At 44.9% G+C, this 19563-nt stretch carries 13 protein-coding genes; 2 read left to right on the forward strand and 11 right to left on the reverse strand.

Translation table 11 applies throughout. The annotated features are described in order from the left end of the window. Nucleotides 1-55: 55 nt before the first annotated feature. On the reverse strand, nt 56-484 hold the full coding sequence (locus QWY93_RS07565; protein ID WP_290247572.1) for an SRPBCC family protein: 429 nt from the start codon (nt 482-484) through the stop codon (nt 56-58). A 241-nt stretch (nt 485-725) separates the two neighbouring features. Here QWY93_RS07565 and QWY93_RS07570 point away from each other — a divergent pair, with 241 nt between their 5' ends. Next, entirely contained in the window at nt 726-1214 is a 489-nt protein-coding gene (locus QWY93_RS07570) for a TlpA family protein disulfide reductase (protein WP_290247573.1), read from the forward strand. Between the two features lie 5 nt (nt 1215-1219). Beyond that, nucleotides 1220-1843 (forward strand): thioredoxin family protein, encoded by a 624-nt coding sequence (locus QWY93_RS07575; RefSeq protein ID WP_290247574.1) that lies wholly within the window; start codon nt 1220-1222, stop codon nt 1841-1843. A 164-nt stretch (nt 1844-2007) separates the two neighbouring features. On the opposite strand, the gene QWY93_RS07580 is transcribed toward QWY93_RS07575, so the two are convergent. From QWY93_RS07580 to QWY93_RS07625, 10 genes are all read right to left on the reverse strand, one after another. Then, nucleotides 2008-2802 (reverse strand): ABC transporter permease, encoded by a 795-nt coding sequence (locus tag QWY93_RS07580; protein WP_290247575.1) that lies wholly within the window; start codon nt 2800-2802, stop codon nt 2008-2010. Between the two features lie 8 nt (nt 2803-2810). After that, complete coding sequence (locus QWY93_RS07585; protein WP_290247576.1) at nt 2811-3440, reverse strand: ABC transporter ATP-binding protein; 630 nt, start codon at nt 3438-3440, stop codon at nt 2811-2813. Nucleotides 3441-3698: 258 nt separating this feature from the next. Next, entirely contained in the window at nt 3699-4307 is a 609-nt protein-coding gene (locus QWY93_RS07590; RefSeq protein ID WP_290247577.1) for an ion transporter, read from the reverse strand. Nucleotides 4308-4546: 239 nt separating this feature from the next. Further along, on the reverse strand, nt 4547-6178 hold the full coding sequence (locus QWY93_RS07595; RefSeq protein ID WP_290247578.1) for a glycoside hydrolase family 32 protein: 1632 nt from the start codon (nt 6176-6178) through the stop codon (nt 4547-4549). Nucleotides 6179-6263: 85 nt separating this feature from the next. Next, complete coding sequence (locus QWY93_RS07600; protein ID WP_290247579.1) at nt 6264-7802, reverse strand: glycoside hydrolase family 32 protein; 1539 nt, start codon at nt 7800-7802, stop codon at nt 6264-6266. A gap of 155 nt (nt 7803-7957) precedes the next feature. After that, the gene (locus tag QWY93_RS07605) at nt 7958-9358 is read right to left on the reverse strand and encodes a DUF4960 domain-containing protein (RefSeq protein WP_290247580.1); all 1401 of its coding nucleotides are present in this window, start codon (nt 9356-9358) and stop codon (nt 7958-7960) included. Nucleotides 9359-9396: 38 nt separating this feature from the next. Next, the gene (locus QWY93_RS07610; RefSeq protein ID WP_290247581.1) at nt 9397-11349 is read right to left on the reverse strand and encodes a glycoside hydrolase family 32 protein; all 1953 of its coding nucleotides are present in this window, start codon (nt 11347-11349) and stop codon (nt 9397-9399) included. Beyond that, on the reverse strand, nt 11349-13049 hold the full coding sequence (locus QWY93_RS07615; RefSeq protein ID WP_290247582.1) for a RagB/SusD family nutrient uptake outer membrane protein: 1701 nt from the start codon (nt 13047-13049) through the stop codon (nt 11349-11351). The genes QWY93_RS07610 and QWY93_RS07615 overlap by 1 nt, the downstream gene beginning before the upstream one ends. A gap of 103 nt (nt 13050-13152) precedes the next feature. Then, complete coding sequence (locus QWY93_RS07620; RefSeq protein WP_290247583.1) at nt 13153-16221, reverse strand: SusC/RagA family TonB-linked outer membrane protein; 3069 nt, start codon at nt 16219-16221, stop codon at nt 13153-13155. Nucleotides 16222-16778: 557 nt separating this feature from the next. Further along, the gene (locus tag QWY93_RS07625) at nt 16779-19529 is read right to left on the reverse strand and encodes a hybrid sensor histidine kinase/response regulator transcription factor (RefSeq protein ID WP_290247584.1); all 2751 of its coding nucleotides are present in this window, start codon (nt 19527-19529) and stop codon (nt 16779-16781) included. Nucleotides 19530-19563: the final 34 nt, after the last annotated feature.

Below are 19563 nucleotides of genomic sequence, written 5' to 3' on the forward strand. Positions count from 1 at the left end.
AAATGGAAACCATTACTGGAACCCCATTGAATTAAGTACCTAATTCAACTAATCCCTAACTTTTGGTTTCGGCATAATTTTTAAAATTATTTAAGATAGCTTGCCAGCCATCCCTTTGCATTTCTATTGGGTTTTCTAATTCAGCCTGAAATTGGGTAGTGATCTTTGTTTTTCCCTCCAGTTCGTCAAAATTGATCATGACTTTTCGACCATCTGTAAGGGTGTAGACTATTTTTTGATGAGGGATCACCTCGTCATAAGTGGCTTCAAAATCAAATCCAAAACTTCCGTCTTTGGCTTCCATTCTGGAACATAGTTTGCCGCCTATCCTTAAATCATTTTCTGCTTTGGGGCAATGCCATTCCGGAATGGCAAAATTCCACTGGGTAATGTGCGCAGGACCATTGTATAATTCCCAGACTTTTTCAACAGGGGAGGCAATAACCGCTGATATGGTGATAATGGGTTTATTGGTTGTTTTCATTTTCTTGGGCTTAATTGTAGGATGCAATAAAAATGATCAGATAATTTACTGATTTTTTTTCTGAAAGGCCTTTGGCACTTTGAAAATCTCTTTGGCTTCCCAATTTTAGCAGGAAGTGGAAATAACAATTTGAAGCATAATAAAAATTTTAACTTACTCGGAATTCTGGACTTTTTGATGAACGGTTAAACCAATTATTCTGAGTTACGTTTTCAATGGTTAGCAACAAAATACTTGAATTATGAAATTCATCCTTTTAGGTTTTGCTTTATTTTTTGCCCTAGCTTTTACAATCCCTGCGTATTCCCAGGAAAGCTCTGACATTAAAATCATCTCTTTTGAAGAATTTGAGCAAATGACTGCTGAGGAATCAGACAAACTGCGGATCTATAATTTCTGGGCCACCTGGTGTGCTCCTTGTGTCCGGGAAATGCCTTATTTTGAACAAGCAAAGCAAGCTAATCCGGAGGTTAAACTTTTCTTTATCTCCCTGGATGATGGAAGGAAGCACGAAAGGGTCAATAATTTTATCGAAAAGCGCGATATTCAGGCTCCTGTCTATCTCCTGGATGATGTGGATTATAATAAATGGATCAATAAGGTGGACTCCACCTGGTCGGGTGCAATTCCTGCAACACTTTTTATTAAGGCTAATGGGGAAAGGCATTTTCATGAAGGAGAGCTGGAGAAATCCGAACTGCAATCTTTAATCAAACAACTTAAACAATAACAATCATGAAGAAATTAATGATTATAACCTTGATTCTGATGGTCTTTGGAGGCATTTCGGCTATCAAAGCCCAGGATTCCGGCTATGCTATTGGCGATGAAGCCATGGATTTTAGCCTTCCAAGTGTCGAGGGGGAGGAAATTTCCCTTTCAGGAATGGAAGATGCAAAGGGGGCTTTGGTGATATTTTCCTGCAATACCTGTCCTTATGTCAAAGCTTATGAGGATCGCATGATCCAGTTGCATGAAAAATATGCCCCAAAAGGATATCCGGTTATTGCCATCAACTCCAATGACGATCAGGTCAGCCCAGGTGATAGTTTTGAAGAAATGAAGAAAAGGGCCAAGGCAAAGAATTTTCCTTTCCCATATGTGTACGATGAAAGTCAGGAGGTCATCAAAGCTTATGGCGGGGCCCGAACTCCCCATGTTTTCCTGTTAAACAAAGAAGATGGGAAATACATTGTTAAATATATTGGTGCCATAGATAACAATTACCAGGATGCCTCTGCAGTAACAGAGACCTATGTGGAGGATGCAGTGGATGCTGTCTTGGATGGGCAACCTGTGCCGGTAGAAACCACAAAAGCCATTGGTTGTACCATCAAATGGAGTAAGGAAACCGAATAAAAGGTAATAATTTCTAATTTTAGATGGCAGAAGTCGTCCATTGATTCTTCTTAGTCATGGCGATTAAAGTGTTCAGTTGGGTGAAGTTGCAAACTTCACCCTTATATTTTTTTAGCTTTTGAAACACTTTTTAAGTGAAAATTCTTCCGTCAATTTTTACCTTGCTATTTTTTATTGAGGATGGATCCATCCATCATATCCCGCTTGTTAAATACCATTTTGTTAGAAAAGGCAATGCCTAAATAAACGGAAAGCACTGTGCCCGATAAAATGGCCAGCATAATCATGATTTGGTATTTGATAGCGATCAGGGGGGAGCTCCCGCTTATTATCTGGCCGGTCATCATGCCCGGCAAAGATACCAGACCAATGGTGGCCATTGTGCCCAGACTGGGGTTAACGGATTTTTTTAGGGCATCTCTGAAAAACGGAAATAAGGCTTCCTTTCTGCTGGCGCCATTGGCCAGGTAAAAGCGATAACGCTCCTGGTGTTCGTCCAATCCAAAATAAAAGGCATTGATGCCAATGATATTGCTGCGAAGGCAATTCCCCAGGACCATGCCAGTGATGGGAATGGTATATTGTGCGGCCAAGATATTAGGCAATTGGATGACAAAATGAAGGAAAAACAGGTCAATGACCCCAATACCCAAAAAAGTAGCAAAAAAGACAGAAAGTAGCAGGGACCTTTTATGGTGCAGTTCACTTCGATCAATGGTAGCAAAATCTGTCACACCTACCATGATGACGATCCAGGCCACATTGACCCAGGGATTGTCATATTTAAATAGGTATTCCAGGTAATAACCTACAAAAAGCAGTTGCAAGGTCATCCTAAAAGTGGCAATGCCCAGTTTTTGGATTAATCCAGTTTTGAACTTCCAAAGGATATAGGCAGGGATAAGGAGGATCAAAAAGCCAATGCCCAACTGAAACCAGGAAAGGTCGATGATTTCCATAAGTGTTTTTAATTACTCAATTCAACAACTTTTTCACAGCGTTCCAGCCACCAGGGATCGTGGGAAGTGGAGATGATGGTCCGCGATTTTTTTTTATAAAGCAATTCGGTTACTTTTTCTTTGGAAGCATCATCCAATGCTGAAGTGGGTTCATCCAGTAACAAAATGGGTTTTTGTAAAAGATAGCAAAGGGCAATACCTACCCTTTGTCTTTGGCCGGTGGAAAGGTTTTCAAACTTTTCCACCCACAATTTTTGTGGTAACCCCAGCTCATTAATAGTTTCAAGAACCGTTTCTTCGGATGGGGAATTGGCTAGGTTGGATTTAAATTGAAAAGGATGGTAGAAAACTTCTTTCAACAGACCCTGGCCCAAATCCAAATCCTGGGGCAGCCAGGTGGTCTGCTGTCGAAGTCCTTTAATGTTTGAAGGATTTAATTTTTCTCTTTGAAATAAAATGGTTCCCTGGTCGGGTATCTCAAAACCCAATAATAAACGGAAAATGGTAGTTTTTCCCGTACCGGATTCCCCTTTGATGGCCAAGCGGTCCCCGGGCTCTGCTTCCAATGAAAAACCTTGAATCAAAGGGTCTTCATTTTTGGAATAAGAAAAATCAATTTGATCAAATATTATGGACATGAAGGGAGTTTTGGTGTAAGTTAATATCTGGATTACTTTTTATAAAATCACCTATCCCAGAATAAACTCAATTTATTATACCTACTAATTTTCCAGAATTTGTTTTGTACCACCTGGACACAAGTAGGGCAATTGTTATTGGTGCTTTTTCTCCTTGAAAGTTCATCGGAAAATCCAGAGGCTAAGATGCCCGTCGGTAATGCAAAAAGGCCAATTCCAATAATAGCAATGGTTCCCCCAAAATTTTATCAAATGGTGTTACCGGTTAAAAATCCCATAACCCACGGTCGTTAAGGTGGCGATTCCCCACCACATGGTTTCCGGAATACTGGAAAAATTTGCAGGTTGGGCATCATGTTCAACGTAATACATCAAAGTGGAGGTAATAAGCAAAAGGAACATGGTGAAGATTAAGGAAACCATCAGTTCTTCTTTCTTTTGTTTGATCACCTGATGCATCAATGTCAAAGCAGAAATATACCTAGCAATTTTAAACAATCTAAAAATTCTAAAAACCCTCAAATCAATGCCCAGAAATGGAAGGTAAAAGGGTAGAATAGCCAATAAATCAATAATGGCGAGCGGGGTAAATGCATATTTTAAATTACCGATAACAGGTTTGTTAAATTTTGGGTTAAGGTTGGCCGTCCAAACCCTTAAAATATATTCCACCGTAAAAATGATGATTGATACTATTTCAATGTATTTAAAAACGGTTGGATAGCTATTCCGAAGAGGTTCAACCGACCCAAACACCATTGCGGTAACATTCAAAAGGATCAATGAAATTATAAAAATGTCAAAAAACCAGCTGGCATCCCCTTCCCGTTTGGAGACTAGTAGGAGTTTGAAAATTTTTGACTTCATACCGATTGCCGTTTTATTCTTTTTTCATCATTATATGCTTTTACATTTAAGGAAGAGGTTAAAAAAAGTCATCTGGCGGCAATTGTCCTTGAGGCTGCCCTCGTTCTGACGTTTAAGGATGGATTCCAATTTATAAGGATATCGATTTAGGATTGGTGCGTTGGGTTTCCCTTAAGGGAATTAAGGGGGCAGGGAGGAAAAAACGGAAGCCTTTCTCGACTTCCGTTTATCAAATGAATTTAAGGATGCGTCATGCGGATATCGGTAAAGGTCACATCGCTGTGATCTGTAAAAATGCCCCAGTGGGTATTGCTGGCTTTGTATATCCGGTTGGAGAGGGCCACCTGATTGTTGATATACACCACTACCATAGAGTTTTCTATTAAAATTTTAATGTCATAATTGGTATTGGCTGCCAAGGTTAAAGGAACGTCATTGACCGCTTCACTGGTGGTGGTTAGGCTATCCCGGTTGGTTTTGTCGAAACTAAAGCGGTTTTCAGAAGGGATAAAACGGAGGCTATAAAAGTCATTGTAACCATCACAGGCCCCGATCATAAAGCCAAAATCCTTGGCCGAACTGTCAAAGGACATGGTGGTACTGATCATGTAACGCTCTTCCGCAATAGGCTCAAAAATCACATTGGCCACATCAAAATCTGCCTGACTGATAATCCGGTAGGAGTGTTCTCCAGGCTGGGTATTGGTAACATCCCCCCATTGGCTGTTGATCAAAATGGTATCGGAGTCGGTTTGCATATAGGCTTCCAAAGTATGGGGGATGGTGGCTGCCAGGTCTCCATTGGGCATGGGGTAAATTTTATGCGCTACCAGGTTACCTCCCCAGGCCCAATCGCCATCATCTGTGTTTCCAGTGAGGATATTGGTCCATCCGGCCAGGTAATGGTCCCCATAGGAATCCGTAATGGCCTTGGCGGCGAATATTCCTTTCCCTGCAAAGCGGTCATTGCCCGAGGGAGCAGACCAAGGCCCAGTGGGATTGCTGCTTTTTCGGTAAAGCAGGTGCTTTCCAATTTGATCAGAATAAATCAAATAATAGGTGCTGCCGAATTGGATCACCTGGGCACATTCCATCATCCAGTAATTATCTGGCCCACCATCATAAAGCACGCCTTGATAAGTCCAATTATACAAATCCGAAGAGGTATAGTAAATGATGACACCTTTCATGATGCCACCGATATCCTTCCGGGCAGAAATCAACATGTAAAAGGTGCCATTGTCCTTGAATACATAAGGATCCCGAAAATTATCATTTTCATCAAAACCCTGTCCTAAGGGCACGTTAATGGTGGCAAAAGTGGTATCCTTAACAAAACTACTAGTTGGATCACTGGAAGTAGCCAGCATCACCCCCTCCCGGAAAGTGCCACAGGAACCTGAATTGGGGTTATGGCCGGTATAAAAGCCGTAATAGGTGCTATTTTCCTTGATAAAACTGGCCGCGCCGACGGCAAAGTCCTGGGCGCAATTATCAGAGCTGGAAGCGATGATTTCCCCATTTTCGGTAAAATCATAAAAATTAGTAGTGGTAAATGCGTGGATGGGATGTCTTTGATTGCTAGGATCATCCCAAATGTCCTTCAAATGGTACAACATAAATTTCCCGCTTGAAGCATCATAAAAAGGTGCCAGGTCACCGATGCGATAACCGTCATTGCTCATTTTATATACTTGATAATCGGTTTCTTCGGCTTGGGCCACACATTGTAATCCAGCTGAAGATAATGCCACCGTTTGATCATCGGTACTCGTGTCCCCTCCAGTAGGAAAATCTGCAATTTGACATGAAGGGCACAACAAGCCTGTGATGGCCATGACAAAGATGGCCAGTTTGCTTAGGTTGGTCATAATTTTTGGGTTTTTGTTTTGGTTAGATATGAGAATTGAGAAGGGAGGTTTTAGTTTAATCCCATCTCAATTCTTGTGAAGAGGTTTATTGATTTTCTTCAGCTAGCTTCAATTTGCCAAAGGTGCTGGAATTGTTCTGGGCATAAATCCCCCAGTTTTGGTTTTGCATACTGTAAATTCGATTGCTTAAGGCGGCTTGGCCATTGATATACATCACGGCAATGCTGCCAGAACAAATGATTTCCACCTTGTAAGTTTCCCCAGCGCTTAAATCCACATCCACTTCCGTCACCACTTGGGTATTGGTTCCATTGAAGGCCTTGATTTTGTTTTCCTCTGGGAAAAATCCAATGCGGTAAGCATTTTCAAAATCATTGTCCAGGCCAAAGGCAAATCCAGTTACTCCCTGGCCTTCCAAAAAGGAAAGGTGGGCACTGATTTTCTGGCTTCCTTCCAGCTCAGCGAAGTTTACCGAGGAGAAACCCGCCATGCCATCAAGTTGATAATCATCGGAATTGTTTTGAACCTGGCCGGTGCTGGATAGGCTTTCCAGGGGCTTTTCTTGGTCAAAAAGGGCATTGATGGCATTTGGGGCTTTGAGACCCAATTCACCATTATCTTGCTGCACCAATTCATGAATGACCATATTTCCGGCCCATTGCTTATTTCCCTGGTCGTTTTCCGGCATCTTTCGGGCTGTCCAGCCAAAGGCATACCTTTTATCCCCATCCGAAGCTGTTTTGGCAGCAAAAAAATACTCGCCGTCCAATCGGTCGTTCTCAGGTTTCCGCCAGGGTCCGGTGGAGGAATCGGCCATCCGGTAATGGGTGCCCTTTATGCCCCATTCGGAAAAAAGCAGGTACCAATAATCCCCCATTTTGAAGATATCCGGACATTCTAACATCAGGTAATCTTCTTCTTCTGAACTCACATATAGTGGATCTTGGGCTTCCCAAGGGTCGGTGAGTGGATTTTGGGAAGTGAAAAGCAAAAGCACTGCCTTTCTGCTGTCTTGGTACTGCGTACTTTGGATCATCCAATATTCCTGGGCTTCCTCATTATAAAACACATGGGGATCCCGGAATTCATAGTCGTAATACCCATTAGGGGCGGTAAGGATAAAATCCTCGTTTTTCTCCCAGTTTTGAAGGTTTTGGCTTGAGGCAAAAAGGACACTTTCCCGTGGATGTTGCTGAACAAAAGCCTCGTTGCCATTATGCCCGGTATAATAAAACAAATACTCGTCTTCATAGGGCAGTACTGATCCGGTACCAATGGCAAAATCGGGTTCATCCGCTTTACCAAAGGAGATGGCTTCTCCCTTATAATCAAAATCCACAAGGTCGGTGCTTTCAAATTGGTGGATGGAATGGAACCCTTTTCCTTCGGGCTTTATTTTGGCATCATGCAAAAAGTAAATATGGAATTTCCCTTTGTCATAAAATGGCATGATATCTCCCACCCATCCGGCGGTGTAATAAGGATTGGTGGTACCAACCCAGGCTGAAGGTGGTTTTGGGTAAATAGTAGTACTGCTGGTTTCCGTTTCCGGGATTTTGGGGGAAGTGTCTTCCTTTTCCTGACAGGCTACAAAAGCCAGCAGCACCATCAATAATTGTATCATTTTTTTGCAGTTAAACATGGTTAGCGATGCTTTAGGGAAAGGCAGTAGTTGCGCTAGTTAAACCAGGGTAATCACCGGCCATTGCCCTACGGATGTCACCATTTCCGAAGGAACAAGGCCGGTTTTACCTGACTACACTAAACCTATCCTTTCCATCATTCTGATAAATACTTGATTGTGTTTTTGGTCAGCTTTTCGATATTGCTGTGAAAGCCATTTTCAGGACTTGGGCTACCATCGGCCAGATTTTCCTGGTACCAATCATAAGCGCCGGCACTGATGACCATTACATTGCCTTGCTGAGGTTCGCCGGGGAACTCTGCGATCAATACTCTTCCATTTAGCTCATTGTCCCAGGCTTCGCTGGCCAGGTTGATGCCGCCGGTTTGGTTTCTCCAGCCTTCGCCGTCTCCATAACCACCCCATTCCGGCAAGAACCACCAGGCGGTATGGTTGAGTCTGAAAGTGCCTTTTTCCAAAAGATTGGCTTTTCCATCTTCATAGGTTTGAAGGCCCTGGAATACAGGATGGTCTTCATGACCTTTGAAGGATATGCCCCAGGAATTGTTTTCATCCACAAATCCATTGGGCGGGAAATCTCCAAAAACATTGTTAGGACCTTTGCCCATCGGCACAACTTCCAGGGCTTCCACATAGCGGGAAGCAAAGGTGGTCAGCAATAAATTGCCTCCTGTATTGCGGAAGTTTTTCAAAGCATTGAGCACTTCAGGATCCAGGGCTATTTCAGGGAGTTCCATGGCTGCATCATAATGCCACCAAATCACCCCATAAGCCGATAAGTCCTTGCCATTGGCGATATCCTGAAACGAAAGGTACTCCACATCGGAAAATTTATTGAAAACCCAGTTTCCTGCCTCTTTTTCGTCGGGATCGTTGATTTCATTCCTGTTGGCCGCCAAGCCAAGGTAGGCGACCTTCACGCCTTCCGACTGCAAAGTCACCGTGACGGTATATTCCTCCGCATGGCTTCCGGTGGAAACGGTAAATACCACAGGATTGGAAAAATCAATCGTTGATCCAGCTTCAGGGGAAAGGGAGACCCCTTCCGAAAGTTCAATTTCGGGCTGTAGGCTGCTCACATCCGTATCCGCCGGCAGGGTAAGGGAAATCGTATTTTGCACATCATCTATGGAAGCCTGTACGCCCAAGATGGAGAAATCCAAAAAGGGAGGCAAGACCTTCACATTCACTCGGTAATTGCTATATAGATTCCCATTGATCACCTTAAAGTCCACTCGACTACCAAAGTCCGTGGGACTATCAAGAGCGGGGGAAATGCGGGCACCTTTCGGCAAGCCAATCTCCGGAACAACTGAGGAGACTTCTGATCTATAGGGCAAGGTCAATGAAATTTGCCCGGTCTGGTGGTTGATCTCTCCTTCTTTGCCATGGATGCGGAAAGATTCCACTGAAACGGGCAGATCCATGATAAATCCGGATGGATCCAGGTTTTCACTGCATGAGGTTAGGAACAAGGCTATCCAACAGATTTTGGCCAAGATGAAAATTTTGGGTTTTGATTTATAGCGATTCATATTGATTCATTTTAGGATTTTTTTTTCTGATTTAGCTATTAGGGTTTGTTCCAGATGGAATGGAGCTCCCAGGCTTTAAGGGACACCAGCAAGGCTTTTCCCTCCGAAGTAAATAGCTCAATTCCCTTTTGGTCTTCACCGGGAAAGGTTAGGGCGCTCATGACCTTTTCCCCTTGATTGGTAAATACCTCTACGGAGGATTGGTCGACCAAAATGTGCAGCCGAAGCTGGCCATTTTCCGGGGACACCACCATACTCATCTTGGAGGGAAACTTCTGATTAAAAGTTTCATCTGAGGTATAGTCCGTACAGTTGGTCCTGTCCAGAACCAGATTGAATCGTACCGGATCATAGGTAAGGGATAATTTTCTGCCTTCACCGACCAAAAGGTTTAAGCCAAACTCAGAAGTCGATTGGTCCACATCCCATACCGCTTCCATTTCATAGCAGTTTTGGGCCGGACTGAAAGAGGCCAAGGACTGTATGCCTTCTACCACCCGATCGGATTCCTCGTACTTTTCTTTTCTCAATTTTTGCAATTCGGGAATGGGCTGCTGTACCAGCCGGTATCCATTCTTCAACTTCCTCAGACTGATATCCCTGGGAACGGATTCGAAACCCTTTCCCCAAGAAGTAGGAACTATCCGGGCATATTCCCAGTTGCCCATCCATCCCAGCATGGTGGTGCGGCCATTTCTCACTTGGTCCACATCCCTCCATGTTCTGGCGGCATAGAAATCCGGTCCATAATCCATCCACAAGGCATGTTCAAGGTGAAGATCCATCAATTGATCTGAAAACAGGATGTGATCGACTGCAATAAATTCCTCTTCTTCACCAGATAGGCTGTCCACGATGGCCATGCGGGCCGTCTTTCCGATCAGTTCGCTTACATCCCAACCTCTCCATCGGAAGACATCCGTATTGTCTCCTGTAGCTGTCCTCACCGTCTCCCCATCCACTATCAGGCGAACACCTAATTGCCCTGGACGCTTACCTCCTGCCAGTAGAAAGTTGATGGCCGGCTTCCGGATGATAAATTCGGAAGAAAGCAAGCTGCCTTGCATTTTATGATCTGACTGAACATAACCTTTGCCCAACCCAGCCAATGGCCCATTTTGGACAGGATAGGCACCAAAGGCCGTCCCCGAGACTTCCCAATCCCGGTAATCAGGACGATCAAAGCCCTCAAACAGCTCCCCTTCCAACCCTTTTCCTTCATTCAGGTAGGACAACATATCTTCATCCGGGATAAATTGGAAACCATCAAAGGAGCCTACAAAATATTGTACCCTATTGGGGCCCCTGCCGATGAACATGACCCATTTCTTCACTCCAGGCTCACCCTTAACGGGAAGTTCCATCAAATCCGGACACTCCCAAAAGGAATTTTGAGCTCCCAGAGGTCCAAAATCACTCATAAATTCCCAGGACTTGAGGTCTTTGGATTCGTAAAGCTGGATCAGTTGCTTGTCAGGCAGTGATACGGCCATCACCCATTTTTGCTGTGGTTCGTACCAAAACACCTGTGGATCCCTGAAGAAAATCTCCTCTATATCCAATACCGGATTGTTTTCATAATAATCAAAATACAGCCCATCCTTGCTGACCGAAATTGCCTGGGATTCGGGCAAAGAATCTCCGGGGTAATGTTGGGTATAAAAGGCCAACATGCTGCCCCTTCCAAACCCAGCCGTATTATCATGATCTACCACCACAGACCCGGAAAAGTAGGAGAATGACCCATCATCTCCCCTCATCGGATACGGTAACTCTTCCCAGTGAACCAAATCCTCAGACACGGCATGCCCCCACCAAAAAAGGTGATACTTGCCTTCTGAGTAAACCAACCCATCAGGATCCCCTATCCAACCTTCCTGAGGGCTAAAGTGGTACTGGGGGCGGTATTTTTCACCATATTGGGCATGGACTTCGGGAGCCAACAGCCACATCAATCCAATTAGCCCTAATATATGCTTATAGGATATCATCAGTAATTGGGGTTTTGTACATACCGGTTTTCACTCCAGAAAATTTGGTTTTGGGGAATGGGCAGGTATTCATGTTTCCCGGCCGTAAATTGCCCGTCCTGGAGGTATTCTTTCCGGGTTTCTTCGACCGAAAAATAAGCATTGATCACTTCTTCGGCGATGCCCCATCGGACCAGGTCAAAAAAGCGGCTTCCTTCCAGGGCCAATTCCAATCTTCTTTCAAACCGGAGGGCTTTCCGGGCATTGGCCTGGTTCCATTCGATATTAACTCCAGGTTGGTAAGGCTCTACCCGGTAATTGGCCAGTAAGCTGCCGGATTCGTCCACCAACATGGAGGTACTTTGTGCAGCCCGTTCCCTGATTTGATTGATGATAGGCAGGGCTTCACCTTCCCGGCCCAATTCGATCAGGGCTTCTGCTTTGAACAGCAATACATCGGCATAGCGCAAAACAATCCTTGGCTTGGTATTGCCATAAAATGGATCCACATTGACAAAACCCGGATCATCTGGGGAGACATTTTCCTTCAGGGAATTGTAATACCCATAAATTTCCGGGGTACGGCTCCAGCTTTCGGTGAATACCCGGTCAGTTTCATATTTCCATGGATTTCCCGGACGGGCAACGGTATGGTCCAACCTTGGATCCACGGTCTCTGCATCGAAATTCACCTGTCCCTGATTAAAGGAATTCAATTGGGGTGTGCCATCAGGAGCCGTACGGAAGGCATTGACCAGGTTCTGGGAGGGCTTTTGAAAGTCACAGCAACCCAGGCCTTGGGGGACCGTCAACATTGCTCCATGATTGACCCGGCCGCGGCCTACACCATCATCGGTGGAAAATTGAACCGCAAAGATGGATTCCTTGCCGTTTTCAAAGGGTCCGGGCAAAAAGTTGTGGCCAAAATCCGGCTCCAACTGATATTGCCCCAAAGCAATCACCTTGTCCACGGCATCCACCACTTGTTGAAGTCTTTCCTGATTGATGTTGACCACTTCATAATTATCATTTTGCTCATAAGCCTGGTAAAGGCGGGTTTTGGCCAGGTAGGACAAAGCAGCTCCTTTAGTGGCTCTTCCAACTTCCGACTGTTCCACGGGCAGGTTTTCAGCAGCAAATTCAAAATCCGCGGCGATCTTATCCCAAAGTTCATTACTGCTAAGTTCTACATTGGTGATGTACTTGTAATCTTCAGCTGGAACCGTTTCATCTATATAGGGAATTCGGTTGAAAAGAATTTTGAGGTTAAAGTAAAAGTGGGCCCTTAAAAACCTCAATTCTGCTGTTCTGACTTTTACCTTTGGAAATTCCTCTTCGGTAAATCTTTTCATGATCCTCAAAGCATCATTGGCTCTCCGAACACCGATGTATTGATAAAACCACATGCCATCCAGCTCCCACATGTTGGGTCGGGTATTGGAAAAGGTTTCCATAAAATGAAAGCCCTGACCATCACCCGGATCGCGGCCGCCTTTGTAGGCATCATCTGCCCGGACATTGCCATAAGGCCAAAGGTTAAAAGGCCGGTTGATTTCATCATTTCCCAATTGGGAATAGGCTGCAATGACGAAGCCTTCTGCTTCTTTGGGAGAGTTGATCTGGTCTTCGCTTAATACGCCTTTGGGGCCTACCTCCAATACTTTTTCGCAGGAGCCTAGCACCAAGAGGGCACTGATCAGTAGGATAATATTTTTTTTCATAACCTTCATATTTTGGGCAGGAGGAGCTTCAATGGAGAGGAATCAAGGATTGCTTCCTGATGAATTTCCTCCTGTATAATGAATTGACTTTTATTTTGATGGATTAAAATCGCACATTGATCCCGGCTGTACCTACAGTGGGGTTGGGATAACCAAAACCCGGATTTTCGGGGTCTATGCCTGTGAAGGATTTGTCCTTGAACAAGATCCCCAAATGATCCCCACCGACATAGATTCTCAGGGACTGCATTCCGATTTTGCTGGTTAAGCCTTCATCCAGGGTATAGCCTAATTGCAGGTTTCGCAGCTTTACATAAGAGCCGTTTTCAATGAAATAAGTGGAGAAACGGGCTTCCCAGTTATTGTCCACCAGGGAAATGGCAGGAATGTCAGATCCGGGGTTGGAAGGGGACCAGGCATCCAGCAAGCGGGCTCCTTTGTTGGAACCTGTTTCGGAAACACTCCAAAAGTCCGTGGAATATTTGAAGTCATTGACCACATCTATCCCAAATACTCCTTGTAGGAAAAAGGAGAAATCGAAGTTTTTGTATTCCAAAGAAGTGTTAAAACCCAGGGAAAATTTGGGATGTGGGGTGCCGATCCATGTGCGGTCATAATCGTTGATGACGCCATCTTCATTTAAATCCTTATAGCGGATTCTGCCTAAGCCTTTGCCAGGTTGGTCCGCATGGGCTTCCACCTCATCATCCGTCCTGAATAGGCCATTTTCCACATAGCCAAAGAAGGAATTGATGGGCCGGCCAAGGATATTTTGGCCCCTGCCATCACCGCCATAGGCATTGACCACTTCATCCGGAAGGTGGGTGATTTTATTGCGGTACATGTCAAAGTTGGCATTCAACTCCAAAAGCATGTCCTGGCCAATGCGGTTTCTGCTGCCCAGGGTAAATTCCAGGCCTTTGTTTTCCATGGAGGCCCCATTGACCCATTGGTTTCCGCCCTCACCCAAAGTGGCAATGTAAGGGGGCAACAAGAGGATGTCGGTAGTTTTTCGGATATAAGCTTCCGCGCTACCATACAGGCGCTGATTGAAAATTTCAAAATCTAATCCCAGGTTGGTCATGGTACTTGCTTCCCAGCGAAGGTTGGGGTTGGCATTTTGAATCAGTTTATAGCCGGAAGGCAAAACACCGCTTTTATTGGCATTGAGGTCATAAGAAGTGCTGGCATAATCGGTCACATACAGGTTGTAAATGGCATTATTGTCAATTTCCTGGTTGCCGGTCATTCCCCAGCCAAATCGTAATTTGAGGTCATCAAATATGGAAGTGTTGTTTTTGATAAAACCTTCTTCACTCAATCTCCAACCTGCCGAAAAGGCCGGGAAAGTGCCGAACCGGTTGTTTTGGCCAAAGCGTGAAGAGCCATCATAGCGGAGGGTGGCGGATAATAGGTACTTGTCCATAAGGGAATAATTGGCCCGGCCAAAATAGGAAAGCAGCACATGTTTGGCACCACTGCCCCCATTGTCTTTAATGCCTGTTCCAGCATCCAGGTACATAAAATCATCATCTTCCACCACAAAATCCTCCCGTGAAGCCCAAAAGGTATGGCTCTTGTCTTGGTACAGCTCTGTCCCGGCAAGGATATCCAAACGGTGTTCGCCACTGACCCAATGGTATTTTAAGGTGTTGGTCCAGGTGGTTTTGACATGGTGGGTTTGGTTGGACTGCAGGCGGTTGACCGGATTGTTGAGGTAACCGGATGTGTATCTTTTCCGGTACTGGCGGGAGGTATAATTGCCATAATCAATGCCATAGTTGGACCGGAAAGTTAACCCTTCCAACAGTTGGATGTCCGCATAAAAATTGCCAAACAACCTTTGATAATCGTAGTCATTTTGCTTGTTGTCCATCAGCAGCCTTACCGGGTTTTGACGGTCATTCATGCCGCCGACAGGGCCTCCCCAGCCGCCATCTTCCGTTCTTACCGGAATAATGGGCAAGGCCTGCATGGCTGCATTCATGGGAGAGCCGGAGACTTCATTGGTTTTGCTCAGACTGAGGTTTTGGCCAAGGGTCACCCTGCCATCCCATAATTTATAATCTGAATTTAACCTTACCGTCAAGCGGTTGAAGTCCGTGGTTTTGATCACCCCCTTATTGTCAAAATAGCCCACAGAAAGGAGGTAATTGCCATTTTCGGTGCCATTGGACACGGAGAAATCATAGTTTTGGATCACCCCGGTCTGGGAGATTTCATCAAACCAATCCGTGTTGGAAGATTTCATGGTCTTATTGCCATCCAGGTATTCGGGTACCAAAACCTGGTTGAGCACGGGGCCATTTTCCGGATCCACTTCCCAATCATAGAGGTACTTCACACTATTTGAATTGGGGTCAGTGCCATTGTTAATATGGGCTTGCCAAAGGGCTTTCCCGTACCCTTCGGTATCCAGCATTTTCCTGCGTGTGGTGTAGCCCGATACCGAAGTATAGACATTGGCGTTGACCTGCATTTGGCCCTTTTTACCTTTTTTGGTGGTGATGATGATCACGCCATTAGCTGCCCTGGAACCGTAAATGCTGGCTGCAGAGGCATCTTTCAGGACTTGAATAGATTCGATATTGGCCGGGTTCAGCTCATGCATGCCTGCTTTGGTGGGAACCCCGTCGATGATAAACAGCGGGTCATTATTGTTCAGCGTGCCCACCCCTCTGATCCGGATGGTAGCCGGTGCACTTGGGGAGCCATTGCCGGTAATGTTCATCCCTGCCACGCGGCCTTGCAGGGCTTTCATTGGATTGGCCACTGCCTGTTTTTTCATGGCATCCACATCCGCCACCGATACGGCGCCGGTGATGTCCTTTTTCCTTTCCGTTTGGTAACCGGTGACCACCACACTTTCCAGAGACATCATGTTCTCCTGGAGGGCGACATTGATGTTGGATTGGTTATTGACAGGGATTTTCTGGACTTGGTAACCAATAAATGAATAAACCAATACAGCTTCCTCCTGGACGGGAATGCTGTAGGTACCGTTAATATCGGTCACGGTGCCAGTGGAGGAACCTTGTACCTGGATATTGACACCGGGGATTCCTTCCCCGGAAGACTGATCGGTCACTTTTCCGGTGACCGTCCTTTCCTGGGCATGCAGTTGAAAGCCCAGAAAAAGGCATAACCAAACAAGTAGAATTGTTTTTCTCATAGGTTTTTGGGGTTAATATTTGAATAATTGATTTTTATGAATGGGTAGATGTTCCAGGTCGGTGAACTGGCTATTTTTACATCCAACTTTGCTGAGGGTTCAGGGGCATTCAGGGAGGACCTGAATGCGATCCCTTCAGGTGGGGCCTGCCGCAATGGTATAAAGCTTAGGGAAATTGAAATTTTGTGCGGAGGCACAGCAGGCGCTAAGCTTAACAAGTAAACTTTGCGCACTTTAACGTCTACGCATGAATTCCCTGGTTCACAGCCTTTATGGCATTGAAGCCGGCCGTCCCCGGGTGGCGGTTTAATGGTGAGATATGTGGTGATTGTGCTCATGGGTTTATTGTCGATGCTAAACTATGAGCGATATCAGGAAGGATTTTTTAAAATTGTTTCAAGAATTTTTAAATATGTTTAAAAAAGAAAAACCGCCCTTTTAATTGGTTAAAGGCGGTTTTTTGGCATTATTTAGAAGCTATAAGAATTAGTGATCCTCAACTATTGTCCTAATGCTTAAAATCTGTATCAAATCCTTTATCAATGGGATTTCAAGGGTCAATTTTTATGATTTTCTCTAAATTCTGAAGGAGATACACCCAGTTGGTTTTTAAATACGGTGGAGAAATAAGTGGAGGAACTAAAGCCAATTAACCCGGCAATTTCGGCAATGGTTTTGTCTTCTTCCTTCAATAGAGCTTTGGCCTTTTTGATGCGGACTTTGTTGATATAATCATTGACGCTGTAGCCCAAAATGGCTTTTACTTTCCGGTAAAGTTGGCTTCTGCTGAGGCCCAGGGCCTGGCTCAGTTCATTGGCGCCAAATTTTGGATTGACAATATTTTCCTCAATCAGGGAAGTAAAAGTCTTGAGGAATTTCTTTTCCAGGGTGGAGGGGTCCGTGATTTCCGGGTCCACGGGTAATTCATGGAGAAAATGGGCCCTTAATTTTTCCCGGTTGATCAGCAACATCCTGATCCGCTCCAACAATAATTGAAAGCTAAAAGGTTTGGTGATGTAATCGTCAATGCCCTGTCGGATGCCCTCCAAGCGGTCTTCTATGGAGGATTTGGCTGAAATGACGATTATTGGAATGTGGCTGGTCCTCAGGTCCGATTTTAATTCCCGGATGATCTCCATGCCATCACCATCTTCCAACATCAGGTCACAAGTGATCAGGTCCGGGATATTTTCCTGGGCTAAAGCAAGCCCTGTGGTAATGCTTTCTGCCTTAAAAACCTGATAGTTGGCTGCCAGTTTTTGTTGGAAATAATTTCTCAGTTCGGGATCATCTTCGATGATCAAAATGCTGTTTTGGGAAGTTTCCGTTTTGCCTTTGTCCATTTCAAATAACAAAGGCTCCTCCTGGTAAAAAACTTCCTCTGTCAGGTTTTTGTGGATCACTTCCTTGACCATTTCATCTTCCGAAAAATGGGTTTTCCCTTTTTTAAGCCGGATCGCAAAGCAGGTTTTTTCTCCGGGGCTGCTTTCCACCTGGATTTGCCCATGATGCAGTTCGACCAATTCCTTGGAAAGGGCCAATCCTAAACCTGTGCCCATTTTTTGGGAAGCCCCTCGGCCCTGGTAAAAGCGGTCAAAAATATGCTCCACCTCTTCCGGGGACATGCCCGAGCCATTATCCTCAACTTTGATCAGCACTTCATTTTGCAATTCATCCTCCTGGACATGGACCAATACCGTTCCTTTGGGCTCGGTATATTTAAAGGCATTGGAAAGCAAATTAAACAGGACTTTATCCAGCATCCCGGGGTCAAACCAAAGTTGGATATTCCGCTTGTCGGCCAATAATTTGAAGGTCATTTTTCTCTTTTTGGCTAGCGGTTCAAAAGCCGACATGATGCCTTCCAGGAAAGGGATAAGTTCTTGTTCAGCCGCTTTTACGGGCATTTTGGCATGATCGATTTTACGGAAATCCATCAATTGGTTGACGAGCCTGAGCAACCTGCTGATGTTTTTCTTGATCATCAGGACTTCCTTTTTGGCCTTAGTATCGCCATTTTTATCGAGCAATTCTTCGATAGGGGCCTGAATAAGCGTTAATGGCGTCCTGAATTCATGGGAAATATTGGTGAAAAATGTAATCCTTTCCTGGTTAGCCCTATTGGCTTCTTCGGAAATGGCCAGGATCTGGTCCTTTTGCTTGAGGATTTCTTCATTTCTTTGCTTAAGTCTCCGGTCTATTTTCCTACGGTCAACCAATAATTTCAACACAAAACCCAAAGACAAGACCATCAATACAAAAAGCAGGCTTAAGGTGTACAAGAGGTTCCTTTGGGTGGTGAAAATTTCCAGTTGTTCCTGGATCTTTTGCTCCATCCGGTCCATATCCGATTCCATGGACCTAATTTCATGGGTGTAATTTTTCATCACGTCCACATTGGAGCTGTCAATGACGGTGGTTTTGAGGATATTTTCTTTTTGGAAGGAACGGTTATTCAGAATATCCATGGCCAGCTGAATGGCCTTGTCCCCTCCGGTAGGGTATAAAATGGTGGCATGGAGTAAGCCATCCGAAACATACTGAATGCCTCCCCGGGGACCGGGCAAACCATCCACACCCATGATTTTTAGATTTGAGGAAGGGTAACTTTCAGCCTGCACTTTTTGGGCAGCAATGGCCAAGATATCATTATGGGCAAAGACCATATCGTAGTCCTGGTCCTTTTCCAATAATTGGATAAAAGCAGCCTTCCCATCCCTTTTAACTCCCCAATCTCCCTCCACGGGGCTAACCTGGATGTCCGGAAATTGCTGGATGGTTTGTTTAAATCCCTGATGCCTTTCTATAAATGGCGTGGAACCGCTTAACCCCTTGATTTCAATGATATGGCCTTTTCCATTAACGTAGCGGACAATGTACTGGGCGGCCATTTGCCCGATCTGGTAATTGTCGGCTCCCACAAAGGCCGTATAAAGATTAGAGTTGGTTTTTCGGTCCAACAAAATCACCGGAATGCCACTTTCAAACACCTCTTCCACCACAGGAGTAATGGGTTCCGCCTCATTGGGGGAAACGATCAACAGGTCCAGCCCGGATTTTACCAGTTCCCTGATCTGCTGGATTTGCAGGTCATTATTGCCCGAGGCATCCCTGAATTTGAAATGCACATTTTCATGAAAGGAAAGCTCCCTGCGCATTTCCTGGTCCATGGCTTTTCTCCAATCATCATATGTGGTGCATTGGGAAAAGCCGATTACCAATTCCTTTTCCGGGGATTCATTTTGGCAGGAACTAACAAGCCAGGAAAAAGTCAAAAGCAGCAAAAAAGGCCAAGGGGTAAATTTCATAGTTTTAGGGTTTGATAGGGCAAAAAGGGTAGTT

Source organism: Echinicola jeungdonensis (genome assembly GCF_030409905.1).
GTDB classification, from domain to species: domain Bacteria; phylum Bacteroidota; class Bacteroidia; order Cytophagales; family Cyclobacteriaceae; genus Echinicola; species Echinicola jeungdonensis.